The sequence below is a fragment of the Ensifer canadensis genome (assembly GCF_017488845.2).
Taxonomy (GTDB): domain Bacteria; phylum Pseudomonadota; class Alphaproteobacteria; order Rhizobiales; family Rhizobiaceae; genus Ensifer; species Ensifer canadensis.
Genome location: NZ_CP083370.1, coordinates 2,299,885 through 2,312,999, shown reverse-complemented (window position 1 = coordinate 2,312,999; position 13,115 = coordinate 2,299,885). Strand labels below are relative to the sequence as shown.

General features: G+C 62.4%; 10 protein-coding genes. 5 read left to right on the top strand and 5 right to left on the bottom strand.

Translation table 11 applies throughout. The annotated features are described in order from the left end of the window. Nucleotides 1-135 precede the first annotated feature (135 nt). The 4 genes from J3R84_RS11280 to metF all read left to right on the top strand — a co-directional run bounded on the left by J3R84_RS11280 (nucleotide 136) and on the right by metF (nucleotide 5,274). Nucleotides 136-882: a ribonuclease T2 gene (locus J3R84_RS11280; protein WP_081788876.1), complete on the top strand. Its 747-nt coding sequence runs from the start codon at nucleotides 136-138 to the stop codon at nucleotides 880-882. Between the two features lie 118 nt (nucleotides 883-1,000). Then, nucleotides 1,001-2,650: an energy-dependent translational throttle protein EttA gene (gene ettA, locus J3R84_RS11275; RefSeq protein ID WP_025427752.1), complete on the top strand. Its 1,650-nt coding sequence runs from the start codon at nucleotides 1,001-1,003 to the stop codon at nucleotides 2,648-2,650. Nucleotides 2,651-3,310: 660 nt separating this feature from the next. Then, nucleotides 3,311-4,330, top strand: coding sequence for an ArsR/SmtB family transcription factor (locus J3R84_RS11270; RefSeq protein WP_057211113.1), 1,020 nt, complete (start codon nucleotides 3,311-3,313; stop codon nucleotides 4,328-4,330). Nucleotides 4,331-4,332: 2 nt separating this feature from the next. Beyond that, on the top strand, nucleotides 4,333-5,274 hold the full coding sequence (metF, locus tag J3R84_RS11265) for a methylenetetrahydrofolate reductase [NAD(P)H] (RefSeq protein WP_025427750.1): 942 nt from the start codon (nucleotides 4,333-4,335) through the stop codon (nucleotides 5,272-5,274). A gap of 512 nt (nucleotides 5,275-5,786) precedes the next feature. Here metF and J3R84_RS11260 read toward each other — a convergent pair. The 5 genes from J3R84_RS11260 to J3R84_RS11240 form a co-directional block, all read right to left on the bottom strand. Then, complete coding sequence (locus J3R84_RS11260) at nucleotides 5,787-6,725, bottom strand: DMT family transporter (RefSeq protein WP_025427749.1); 939 nt, start codon at nucleotides 6,723-6,725, stop codon at nucleotides 5,787-5,789. A 412-nt stretch (nucleotides 6,726-7,137) separates the two neighbouring features. Next, the gene (locus J3R84_RS11255) at nucleotides 7,138-8,331 is read right to left on the bottom strand and encodes a lytic murein transglycosylase (protein WP_025427748.1); all 1,194 of its coding nucleotides are present in this window, start codon (nucleotides 8,329-8,331) and stop codon (nucleotides 7,138-7,140) included. Between the two features lie 153 nt (nucleotides 8,332-8,484). Beyond that, nucleotides 8,485-9,270, bottom strand: a complete 786-nt coding sequence (locus J3R84_RS11250; protein WP_025427747.1) for a glycoside hydrolase family 25 protein — start codon at nucleotides 9,268-9,270, stop codon at nucleotides 8,485-8,487. Between the two features lie 120 nt (nucleotides 9,271-9,390). Further along, nucleotides 9,391-10,125 carry a class I SAM-dependent methyltransferase gene (locus J3R84_RS11245; protein WP_203528242.1) on the bottom strand — a complete coding sequence of 245 codons (735 nt, stop codon included), beginning with the start codon at nucleotides 10,123-10,125 and terminating at the stop codon, nucleotides 9,391-9,393. Next, a complete protein-coding gene (locus J3R84_RS11240; RefSeq protein ID WP_025427745.1) occupies nucleotides 10,122-11,372 on the bottom strand; it encodes a BtaA family protein in 1,251 nt (416 codons plus the stop codon). Before J3R84_RS11240 ends, J3R84_RS11245 begins: the two co-directional genes overlap by 4 nt. A 177-nt stretch (nucleotides 11,373-11,549) precedes the next feature. Between J3R84_RS11240 and J3R84_RS11235 the strand changes: the two genes are divergently transcribed. Further along, a complete protein-coding gene (locus tag J3R84_RS11235) occupies nucleotides 11,550-13,112 on the top strand; it encodes a putative bifunctional diguanylate cyclase/phosphodiesterase (RefSeq protein ID WP_203528244.1) in 1,563 nt (520 codons plus the stop codon). Nucleotides 13,113-13,115 lie beyond the last annotated feature (3 nt).

The window sequence follows — 13,115 nt, the reverse complement described above, 5'->3', positions numbered from 1 at the left end:
ACGCATGAGGTCACAAGCGATTTCGCGGACCTGTAATTAACAGTTGCAATTTTCCCGTTTTGAGCGATATTTGTTCCCGTTTTGTTTTATCGGGAGAGTGTCATGGCATGTTGGAGTAAAGCGGTATCAAGTCCAATGACAATTGTTGCGATGGCGCTGGCAATGCTGCTTGCTCCATCCTCGTTTGCCTTGGCGCAAGAGAAGGTTGATGCCGCGGCGGAAGGCGCCTCGGGCCGCACGGAATATGTGCTTGCCGTCAGCTGGCAGCCGGGCTTCTGCGAGACGCGGCCGCAACGCAAGGAATTCGCCAACCAGACGGCCGAACGTTTCGATGCCACGAACCTGTCGCTGCACGGGCTCTGGCCCTTGCGCAAGAGCTATTGCGGGGTGGCGGCCGAGATGCGCACCCAGGACCGCAAGGGCGACTGGCTCGATCTGCCGAAGCTCGCCATGGCCGATGATACGGCGGCGCGGCTGCTGGTCGCCATGCCGGGCGTTCAATCCGGCCTCGATCGTCACCAATGGTTGCGCAGCGGCACCTGCCAGACGGCACCGGTCGACGACTATTTCGCCACGCAACTGCATATGCTCGACGAGCTCAACCGGTCCGCCGTCGGCGCGCTCTTTCGGGCGCGTATCGGCTCGGAACTCGATGAGAAGGCGATCAAGCAGGCTTTCGACCAGAGCTTCGGCGCAGGGGCCGGCGACCGGGTGCGCATGCGCTGCCAGACGGTCGCGGGACGCAGCGTCATCACCGGCCTGACGATCGGCTTGACGGGAGACGTTTCGGGCAAATCCAGCCTCGCGCCGCTGATCCAGGCGGCGGGGCCGACGGAGTTCAAATGTGCCAAGGGCATTGCTGACGCGGCAGGCCGCGGATAGCGGCTGACAAGGCGCTCCGGCATGGGATAGGCGGGGGCAAACGCCTTTGGCGATTGCCCCTTTGCACTAATTCGCCTACATAGCGGGCAAATTTCCTTCCCATGCGGAGCATTCTTTTATGGCACGTCAGTTCATCTATCATATGGCCGGGCTCAATAAGGCCTATGGCGCGAAGAAGGTCCTGGAGAACGTTCATCTGTCGTTCTATCCGGACGCGAAGATCGGTATCCTCGGCCCGAATGGTGCCGGTAAGTCGACGGTGCTGCGCATCATGGCCGGCCTCGACAAGGAATATACCGGCGAGGCCTGGATCGCCGAAGGTGCGACCATCGGCTACCTGCCGCAGGAGCCGCAGCTCGACCCGACCAAGACCGTGCTCGAAAACGCCATGGAAGGCGTTGCCGCCAAGACGGCGATCGTCGAGCGCTACAACGAGCTGATGATGAACTATTCCGACGAGACGGCGGAAGAGGGCGCAAAGCTTCAGGACATCATCGACAGCCAGAACCTGTGGGATCTCGAGAGCCAGGTCGAAATGGCCATGGAAGCGCTGCGCTGCCCGCCGGGTGATGCAGACGTCACAAGTCTTTCGGGCGGTGAAAAGCGCCGTATTGCGCTCTGCAAGCTGCTTCTGTCGCAGCCGGACCTGCTGCTGCTCGACGAACCGACCAACCACCTCGACGCCGAGACGATCGCCTGGCTCGAAAAGCACCTGCGCGAATATCCCGGCGCCGTGCTGATGATCACCCACGACCGCTACTTCCTCGACAACGTCACCGGCTGGATCCTCGAACTCGACCGCGGCCGCAGCATTCCCTACGAGGGCAACTATTCGGCCTACCTCATCGCCAAGGCCAAGCGCATGCAGCAGGAAGGCCGCGAAGAGGCTTCCCGCCAGAAGGCGATCGCCCGCGAGCAGGAATGGATCGCATCCAGCCCGAAGGCCCGTCAGGCCAAGTCCAAGGCGCGTATCCGCTCCTACGACGAACTGGTCAACGCCGCTGAAAACCAGCGTCCGGGCGACGCGCAGATCATCATCCCGGTCGGCGAGCGTCTCGGCCAGGTGGTCATTGAAATGGACGGCGTCACCAAGGGGTACGGCGACCGCCTACTCATCGACGGCCTGTCGCTGAAGCTGCCGCCGGGCGGCATCGTCGGCATCATCGGCCCGAACGGTGCCGGTAAGACGACGCTCTTCCGCATGATCACCGGCCAGGAACAGCCCGACAGCGGCTCGATCCGTATCGGCGAAACCGTGCACCTCGGCTATGTCGACCAGAGCCGCGACGCGCTCGACGGCAACAAGACCGTCTGGGAAGAAATCTCCGGTGGTGCCGAAGTCATCAAGCTCGGCAAATACGAGATGAACTCGCGCGCCTATTGCTCGACCTTCAACTTCAAGGGCGGCGACCAGCAGCAGAAGGTCGGCAATCTTTCGGGTGGTCAGCGCAACCGCGTTCACCTCGCCAAGATGCTGAAGAACGGCGGCAACGTGCTGCTGCTCGACGAACCGACCAACGACCTCGACACCGAGACGCTGGCGGCACTTGAAATCGCGCTGGAAAACTTCGCCGGTTGCGCCGTTATCATCAGCCACGATCGCATGTTCCTCGACCGTCTGGCGACCCACATCCTCTCCTTCGAAGGAGACAGCCAGGTCGAATGGTTCGAAGGCAACTTCGAAGACTACGAGAAGGACAAGATCCGTCGCCTCGGCCCGGATTCGGTCAACCCGAAGCGCGTCACCTACAAGCGCCTGACGCGCTAACACTCTGGCACGTCGCGTGAGCCTCGGCTTGCGCGACGTGCGCCCCGCTCAAAGCGTAGCGATTTCCAGGATTCGCTTGCTGCGCCGTAAGCTCTGGTTTTGCACATTTCGTTATCGCAAAACCGCAGCGCACCTTTGGGTGACGTGCTTTCAGCCCTGGCTCGGAAACGATTTAAGGGAGAAGGCATGCCACAGCTTTGACGTTGCGGCATCCTGCCCCGTCTCGTTTCGCGCCAGTCTCAGCCGCCTGCTTTCATATGTCGTATCCCGAACCGATGGCTGGTTCGGGCGATACGCTCTCCCGCCAACCATTCCATAGAATGCGTCATGGACGCTGCGGTGCGTGACCCTTGCCGCTGGCCCTCTCGTTGAAACCGCTTCTTTGGATGCGTCGTCCACATTGCGCTGCGTTGAGACTGTGGGCATCCGCGGTCAAGGGCGGGAGCGGGCCGCGAGGCGGAGAGCGCAGGGCAGGGTCAGTGGCACGCCACGCCGCAAAGGCATCGTCAACGGGCGGAGCGCAAGCTTCGCCCGTTTGCGTGTCGAAACGGTGGAAAATCCTGTTCCTGGAGCGGCATAGTTTGGTCTCTTCGCGCAAATCCGCTTGCGCTACATCCGCAAATCACATAAACATATCTTTATGTGTTGATGGGGAATGATATGGCGGATCAGAGAGAGCTTGGTCTCGACGCGCTGGTGGATGTGCTGAAGGCTGCGGGTGAGCCGACCCGCATGCGCCTTCTCGCGCTGCTTGCCGCTGGGGATCTCACCGTCACTGATCTTACCGAAATTCTCGGACAATCGCAGCCCCGCATTTCGAGGCACCTGAAGCTCCTGGCCGAGGTCGAACTCGTCGACCGCTATCAGGAAGGCGCCTGGGCCTATTTCCGCCTTCGCCAGGAGGGCGCCCGCGTGTCGCTGGTCAGGGCGATGCTTGCATCCGCCACCGGCGACGACGCAGTTCTGTCGCGCGATGCATCCCGGCTCGTCACCTTGAAGAAAGCGCGGGCCGAAAAGGCGCAGGCCTATTTCAGCCGCAACGCGGCCGGCTGGGACGAGCTTCGGCGCCTGCATGTCAGCGAGCGGGATGTGGAGACGGCACTGCGCGACATGGTTGGCGACGAGCCGGTCGAGAGCCTGCTGGATCTTGGCACCGGCACAGGGCGCATCCTGCAACTGTTCGAAGGGCTCTATCGGCGCGGCATCGGCATCGATGCCAGTCGCGACATGCTGGCCGTTGCCCGCTCCAATCTCGACCGCGCCGGCATCACCAAGGCGTCGATCCGCCACGGCGATATCTTCAACTTGCCGCTTGATGGCCAGTTCTTCGATCTCGTCACCATCCACCAGGTGCTGCATTTCCTCGATCAGCCGGAAGCGGCGATCGCTGAGGCGGCACGCATGCTGACGCCGGGCGGGCGGTTGGTGATCATCGATTTTGCGCCGCACGGGCTGGAGCACTTACGCGACGAGCATGCCCATGCGCGGCTTGGCTTCTCGCATCAGGCGATGACCGACTGGCTGGCAAAGGCCGGGCTCGCCCTGGAAAAGACGACCGATCTGTCGCCGGAAGGCACGGACGGAGGAAAACTGACGGTGACGATCTGGCTTGCGCGCGATCAGCGGGCCGTCGAGGAGAGCGAAGCGCCACATCAGCGCATGCAAGCAGGGGGAATTTGAGAATGACGGCACAGACGCTTTATCCCGCCGAGCGCGGCAATCTGCGGCTTTCCTTCGAATATTTCCCCCCCAAGACCGACGAGATGGAAGCACAGCTCTTTCAGACTGCGGAAGATCTCTCGGTCTTTTGTCCCGCCTTCGTCACTGTCACCTATGGGGCCGGCGGTTCGACCAAGGCGCGGTCTCTGACAACAGTCAGACGGATGATCGAGGAGAAGGGCTTTGCCAACACGGCCGCGCACCTGACCTGCGTCGGCGCGCCGAAGGCCGAGGTGGACACTGTTATCGACGAATTTCTCGCTTTCGGCGTTCGGCACTTCGTCGCATTGCGCGGCGATCCGCAGGGCGGCATCGGCAGCACCTATCAGCCCTTTCCCGGTGGTTACGAGAGCAGCTCCGACCTCGTGCGGGCGCTTCGCGATCGTGGTGACGTCGAAATCTCTGTGTCGTCCTATCCGGAAAAGCACCCGGAAAGCCCTGATGTGGCGGCTGACATCGACATGCTGAAGCGCAAGGTGGATGCGGGCGCGACGCGGGCGCTTACCCAGTTCTTCTTCGACAACGACGATTTCGAGCGCTACCTCGAGCGCGTCCGCCGGACCGGCATCGAGATCCCGATCGTGCCCGGCATCCTGCCGATCAACAATCTCGGTCAGGTGCAGAAGTTCGCCGGTCTTTGCGGCGCCAGCGTGCCGGAGGTGATCGTCACCCGCCTTTCGCATCTGGAAGGCCAGCCGGCCGAGCGCTTCAAGGAGGCGACGCATATTGCTGCCGAGCAGATCGTCGATCTTGCCCGCCGCGGCGTCAGGGACTTCCACCTCTATACGATGAACCGTTCGCCGCTGATCACGGCCGTCTGCGATCTCGTCGGGTTCGAGCGTGCGGACGAGGCGTCGCGGGGCGAGGATATCTCGCTGAAGGCGTTTGCCGGTGCGGCGGCGTAGAACGCAAAACAATCCGAAAAAGCGAAAGCGCATGAAGGTGTCCTTCATGCGCTTTCTTTTTTCCTGCAGCGTCGGGGCAGATTGCTCTTGTCGATCTAGCCCAAAAATTTCTGCCGCAAATTGGATTTCCGGAAAATTAAAGTCCCTATTTCGGTTTGGACTCTCAGCGGCCTGACTTCAGATGAAGAGCATTGTGGCCACGAATACGAACGCTGCACTAATCATGAGGACATTCAACGAATGTGTAAGTCCCATCGAAGACCCTCCTTGCGCTGACGGTTAAAACATAGGGCGAATTAACGGCGCTTGAAAGGGAAACTTGTGCTGCAGTGCGAAAACGCGTGATCACAATTGCCTTGTCAACAGGGCTAATGTTTTGAAATTAAATCGCATTTTATGCCGCCACATTTTTTTCACAATCACTGCCGGAAGGTTAATGTAAACGCTTGTAACCGTGCGTGAGTGCTTCTAAAGGGCACGCTTTCTGCCGTATCCGGCTTGTTCGATTCCTCTTATGCGGCGCGCTTCATCCGCAAGATCCTGCCGTCCAAAACGGCAAGGCCGGCGGCAATCAGCGCCATACCGCCCACATCCGCTGGCTGCAGCGTCTCACCCAGAAAGAGATAGCCGAGCAGGATTGCGCTTGGCGGGACGAGAAGCGTGACCAGCGAGGCGTTGGTGGCGCCGGCTTCGCCCATGATGCGGAAGAACAGGATGTAGCCATAGGCGGTGGAGACGAGCGCCAGCGCCAGGATGGCAAGCGTCGCGTCAAGCGGCGGCATCGGCAGGGCCCAGGGCGTATCGACGAGGGCTGCGACCGGCAGCATCATCAGCGTCGAGGCGGTCAACTGGCCGGCCGCGGTGACCGGCGGGGCAAGGCCGCGAAAGCGCTTGCCATAGGTTGCCGCCAGGCCATAGCTGACGGCGGCAAGCACCGGCAGCATCAGCGCCCAGAGCGGCACGCTGCTGGCGTTGCCGAAAAGCCCGGCGATGGCGCTTGGCCCGATGAGCACGATGGTGCCGGCGAGGCCGAGCAAACAGCCGCCGATCTTGGCGGAGCTGAGTTTCTCGTCGTCGGTCGCCATGTTGGCGATGATCACGGTCCAGACCGGCGTGGTTGCATTCAGGATCGCCGCCAAGCCGGCGCCGATCTGGGTTTGCCCGAGAAAGATGAAGGCATGTGGGATGGCGTTGTTGATCAGGCCCATCAGCAGGAATTCGCGCCAGCGGCTGGCGAGCGCCTGATAGATGCCGAAACGCCTGCGGATGTAGAGATGCAGCGCCAGGGCGGCGAGGCCGAGCCTCAGGAACACCAGGGTGAACGGCGGCACGTGCGCGACGGCGACACGGGCAAAGAAGAACGATCCGCCCCAGATGAGCCCAAGCAGGGCGAGAAGCGCCCAGGTCCGCATCGTCATCTGCTGGCTGCCGGTCTGTCCTAGTGCGTTCATGGGTCTGCTCGCGCTTTCTGCGCGGCCGCTGTCGGTCAAATCGACCAGTCGGGATGCGCAATCGAATTGGGCGCTTTCTCCGCTGCATGCCTCCGGCGTCTGAAAGGCTGCATGAAAAGGCGTCACACAGATCTAGCGCGGCGCGTTGAAGTGCACCACCCACTTCTTGCCATCCGCGGTGCGCGAAAGCGCCAAGCATCGATGTCTACTGCATGTTTCCTTAAATCCTATTCGATTTAAGGACAAAGACATGCAGCAATTCAAAGTGCGACAGCGACCTTTGCGCGTCCAATAAGACGCGCGGCGCTGTAGGATCGTTCGATAAGGGAGAACGTCTGTCCACTTCGGCCGGTTTCGATCGAAGCGGACAGACGAATGGTCGCCCGGCCAAAATCCGGCCGGAAGATCGCGTTTACAGCGAGTTCAGCAGTTCCAGGGTTGCCCAGCCGTCGGCGGGACGGCCGAGACGCAGCTGTTCCTTCTGCAATGCTGCGCGGGTGCCCGAGCCGAGGATGCCGTCGACCTTGCCGACGTCGTGGCCAAGGGTCTGCAGCTTGGCCTGCAGCGCCTTCATGCCGGTGTCGTCGAGGCCCGGTTCCGGATTGCCGCCCTCATAGGTCGGGGCGCCGCCAAGGCGGGTCGCGAAATAGGCAGCCGAAGTCGTGTAGATGAACGACTGGTTCCACTCGAGATAGACGTTGAAGTTGGGGTAGGTGAGGAAGGCGACGCCCTTGCGGCCCTGCGGCAGCACCAGAGAGGCTTCGAGATTGCCGAAGGCGGTGTCACCGTTGCGCGGCTTGACGCCGAGCGCGAACCAGTCGCTCGCCTTCATGCCCGGCTGCAGGCCGGTCTTTTCCCAAGGCAACTGCTCGGGAACGCTGACTTCCTGGATCGCCGGCTGGCCGGCCTTGAAGCCAAGGCTCTGGATGAACTTTGCGGCGGTCAGGATTGCGTCCGGCGAGCTCTTCTTGAGATTGACGTGGCCGTCGCGATCGCCATCGACGCCATAGGCGATGATATCTTCGGGCAGCATCTGCACCTGGCCGATTTCGCCGGCCCAGGCGCCTGTCGTCGTTGCCGGGTCGAGGTCGCCGTGCTGAACCATCTCGATGGCGGCGATGAGCTGCGGGCGGAACATTTCCGGCCGGCGGCAGTCATGGGCAAGGGTCACCAGCGCATTGCGGGTGTTAAAGTCGCCCTGAACGGCGCCGAAGTCCGTCTCCATCGCCCAGAAGGCGGTGATGACGGGGGCCGGCACGCCGTATTCCTTTTCGGCACGGGCGAAGACGTCGGCATATTCCTTCATCTTCTGCGCGCCGATATCGAGCCGCGACTTGCTGACGGTGCGTTTGGAGAATTCGGTGAAGGTCTGCTTGAACACGCCCTGGGCGCGGTCGCGGCTCAGCACTTTCTGGTCGATGGCGGCACCGGCGAGCGCACGGTCGACGACGTCGGCCGGAACGCCCTTGGCGACCGCCTCCGCCTTGACGCCTTGCAGGAAGGCGCCAAGATCGCCGCCGCATGCCGGCGCTTGCGCGAGAACGGGGGAGGCTGTCAGCGCGAGGAGCGCGACGGATGCAAGAGCATGCCGGGCTTTGAGGATCATCATAATTCCTTTCTGTCGCCGCAGGGCGCGAAGCGCCGCCGCTGGCGGTCAATGTACCAAAGATGCAATCTGCTGCTGCTCTCTCAGAGCATTATGACGGAAAGAAGAAAATGGGTCGGTTTGCCGCGCTTCTGCACAGAACCGTGGCTGTCGTCATCCCGGCTTGGAAACGGCGGCGACCCAATTCTTCCAGTTCTTGGCCGAGCCGGCAAAGACGTTGATATCGGTGGTGCCGTCAATGCCCGGTATCACGCCGGTGCTGGTATATTGCCAGAATGCCCAGCGGCGCTCGACATAGACTTCGCCCGGATGCTTGGCGACGGAGCGAACCCAGAAGTGGTGCTCCTTGAACTGGTCGACGAGATTGTCGCGGTGGAAATCCACAGAGGTATAGATGATCGGCCGCTTGCCGTAATGGGCCTCCAGCCGGTCCATGAAGCGCTTCATCTCGACGCGGACCTCGTCCGGCGATGGGCGGTGGCGGCAGGTCTTGGATTCGCCGTTCCACTCGACGTCGAGGACCGGTGGCAGGTAGACGGCGCTCTTCGGCACATTGGCGATGAACCAGTTGGCCTGGGCATCCGCGGTCGAGCAGAAATAGTAGAAGTGATAGGGCGCATAGGGAATGCCGGCGGCGCGAGCGCGCTGCCAATATTCGTTGAAGCGCGTATCCACCCTGTCCTTGCCTTCCGTCGCCTTGATGAAGGCGAACGAGACGCCGGAATTCTTCACCTTCATCCAGTCGATATCGCCGTTCCATTTGGAGATGTCGATGCCGTGGATGTTGTGGTGGTGCGGCGTGCGGCCACCGAAATCCTGCGGGTCGGTATCGCTGAAGCGCGGCGGGATCGATGCGGTCTGCAACAGATCGTAGTCGGTCGACGAACAGGCGGAAAGGAGAGTGGCAATGGGCAGCAGTGCCAGAAGAAGCCGGCGCATGGAGGTCCTGTTTCGAAACGAACGACGATCCTGCCTCACACGATGGCTTTCATGATGGTGATGTCCCCCAGTGAGGCGTGAACCTCATTTTCACCATATCATCGTAAAAATTGAGTTAGCTCAAGCGGGAATTGCGGCAGCACTTCGGTCGCCAAGCCGTGCAGCGGCCGGATTTGTCACTGACGCCGCTGTTACGGCCGGGCGGTGGTAGACCGCAAGCCAGGCATAACCCCGGCCGATGGCCCGGCGCTCGAGCTGTGCGCCGTCGCGTCTTGCCCGCTCTCCCAGCACCTCGAACAGTGTTTCGCGCGGGGTCACATGGAAGCGCGTCAGCCAGCCGCGCAGCAGGCGGCGGAAGCTTGCCGGCAGCCGCTCCTGCTGGCCGAAATCGGCAATATGCAGCGAGCCGCCGGGGTTCAGCGCGTCGATCGCCGCTTCGATCGCGCCCTGCCAGTCCGGTATCATTGACAGGGAGTAGGAGATGACAATCCGGTCGAAACCGGTTTCGCCGAAAAGCTGGGGCTGGAAGCTGGTGGCGTCGGCGATGCGCAGCGTGGCCGCCGAACTGCCGCGGCGGCTGAGCTTGGTTTCCGCCGAGGCCAGCATCTCCGCGGAGACGTCGAGGCCGAAGAGCCGGGCCTTGGGAAAGCACGTTCCGATGAGCGCGAGGTTGCGCCCCGTGCCGCACCCGACTTCGAGCACGGAGGCGCCCGCGCCCGCGTTCAGCTCGCGGATCAGCGTGTCGCGGCCGAAGAGATAATACTTCCGCGTCAGATCGTAGACGTGCCTTTGATAGCGATACATTTGGTCCATGCGCCGCTGGTGGCTGATCTCGGCGTGCTCCACCCCGCTCATGCTTTCTTCCGGTAGATGTGGAAGCCGCCATAGATGGCCGAGCGATCGGCGTTGCCGAGCTTCAGCGATGTCTCGGCATCATAGTGCCACTGCTCCATCAAAGCCGTGGAGAGGCGGCCGGGAAGGATGCTCTCTTCAGCGGCCGTGCGGAAGATCACTGTCGCGGCTGCGTCTGCGGTGCGGGTGATCTCGGTCCAGAGATCGTTCAACTGCTGGTCGTTCATCCAGTCCTGGGCGTCGAGCAGCACGTAGCGGTCGACCGATCCTGCCGGCTTCTTCGCCAGAAGCTCGGTGAAATTGGCGTGGTGGACCTCGACGCATTCGGCACGATCGCGGACCGTCTCGTAGTTGCCGGCATGCAGGTAGGCCGGAAGCTCGCCTTCGTGCGGCAGGGGATAGCGGCGTGCGAAGGCCTGCCAGGCGAAGTAGTTTTCCTTGAGCGGGAAATGACAGGTCAGCTTTTCCAGGCGGTGGCGAAGCACGGAGGCAAGCGACTTGTCGTTGCTCAGGCTCGCCAGCTCGTCGAACTGCTGCGGCGGGATGCCGAGGCCGAACAGCGAGCTCTTCTGGCTGGTGATCCAGCGAATGAACGGGCGCTCGAACAGCGGCGCCAGTCGCGTGTCGAAGAACTGGCGCTGCTCGCGCATGGAGCTGGCCTGGACGAACTCTTCCGGATTGACGCCATGCAGTCGCGCCAGGATGTGGCTTGCGGCGATGAAGCGGCCAAGCAGGCCGGTGCGATAGATGTTGCGGCCGAAGACGCCGATGCGCCGGCGCCCGGTGACGCTGCGGCCGTTCCAGTAGCTGCGGGTGGCCTGATCGACCTTCGGGGCGATGAACAGGTCGAAGGCCTGCACGTTCGATGGCGTGCCCTGCGTTGCCAGGAACCGGATAACGTCCTTGTGAGCAGGCAGATGGCGGAAGGCGGCAAGCTTCAGCCGGTTGAGCGCGATGTGGTGCGGATTGAGATCGACCACGTCGATGCGACCAGGGCCGGCGGACAGGTAGGTCAGCATGTTGCAGCCGCCGGAACCGATGGTGACGATGCGGTGTCCAGGGCGAAGCTGCATTGCTTCCATGTCGACGATTGGGTCTTCCCAGATCTGCGGATAGACGAGGCCGGAGAAGAGCAGGCCAAACAGGCGCTCGGACAGGCCGGCAAGCGAAAGGGTCTTGTGTTGCAGGAGGGCGTTTTTTAGCTTGGGATTTTTTCTGCCAAAGCCGACGTCAGGGGCAAGTTCGGTCATCTCTGCCGCTCATCCAGTTGAAACTTAGCCGCTTCTAAAGTGACTCGGCTACACTTTGATGACGGGTTTTTTCACAGCTGCTGCGCCGCACAAAAAATGCCGACTACGATTTTTCACCCATAAGAATTCATTAAACCCTGGCGTGCTAGCTCCTCCCTATATTCGGGGGGCGTCGACATGATGTTAAGAACGTTTCTGCCGAAGCCCGAGCAGCGATTTGCAGCTGCCGGCACGGCACTGGGGGCACTGTTTCCAGCGATCTGGCTGACCACGGAAACGTTGTTCACGGATGGATCCTTTACACATTGGAATTTTTCCGGAGCACTTGCGGCGGGCGTCATGCCCTTCGTCGCCGGTGCCTCTTTCTACCGCTGGTCCTATTCACGACGGCTGGAGCGCGAGTTGCGCGCCGCGCGCCGCGCCGAGCGGCGGCTGCGCAACGAGGTTCACCGCGACCGGTTGACCGAGCTTGAAAACCGCTCGGCGCTGGAGGCCGATGTGCTTCGCGCGCTTCGCTCCGATGGCACGGCATTCGAGCGCAGGCCGCTGCTGCTCATCGACCTCGACCGGTTCAAGGCGGTCAACGACACGATGGGCCATGATGCCGGTGACCGGTTGCTGAGCGGCATCGGCACTCGGCTGCGGCGGGCGTTTTCCGGCGAGGCGACGGTCTATCGGCTCGGTGGCGACGAATTCGTGCTGCTTGGTCCGGGTTCTCCGTCGGATGCCGAGGTCGCGGCGCTTGCCGGCCGGGTGAAGGCGCTGTTCGACGCGCCGTTCGATCTTTCGGACGGCCAAGTGGCATCCGGCTGCAGCATCGGCGTTACGTTCCTGGAACCAGGCGACCTGTCGACCGGCTCCGTGTTGAAGCGGGCGGACCTGGCGCTCTACGAAGCCAAGGAAATGCGCGGTAACAGCCATGTCATCTACGCGCCGCACCTTGCGCGAGCCGCGGAAATGCGCGCCGAGGCCGAGCGCGACCTTGCCCGCGCGGTCGCCCAGCGGGAATTCTTTCTGGAATACATGCCGATCGCCGGTGCAGCGAGCGGCGCCATCCGCGGCTTCGAAGCATTGCTGCGCTGGCTGCACCCGGTCCGCGGCGTCATCGACATGGAGGCTTTTGTTGAGCCGCTCGAACAGGGAGCACTGGCACTCTCGGTCGGCAACTGGGCCCTTCGGCAGGCCTGCAGGCAGGCGGCGAGCTGGCCATCGCCGGTCGGCCTGACGGTGGCACCCCTCGCGCTGCAACTGCGGGATCGCGATTTCCTCGGCCATATCAAGGCGTGCCTGGACGAGGCGGGACTGGCGCCCGGCCGGCTGACGATCGAGGTGGCAGAAGCGTCCTCGACCGGCGATATGGGGCTGATCAGTGAAAATCTGCACGGTCTGCGTGCGCTCGGCGTGCGCATCGCGCTGAGCGGTGGCGCTGCTGCCTCGCTGCCGCTCAACCTTGTCGGGGAGCTTAAGCCGGACCAACTGACTGTGGATTTGCCGGCGATCCGCAGGTCGCATGGCAGCGAGCGCAGCGTCGCGCTGCTCGCCTGCCTCGTCAAGACAGGGCAGGTGCTGCGGCTGCCGATGGCGGTGCGCGGCATCGCCAGGGAAAGCGAAATGGACTGCGCCCGCACCGCAGGCGCTGTAGAAGCCTGGGGGCCATGGATATCCCCGGCATTGCCCGCGCGCGACCTCTCAGCCCTGTTGCGCGATAGGGACGGCGAAGACGCCCGTCGGCTCGCATAAAGG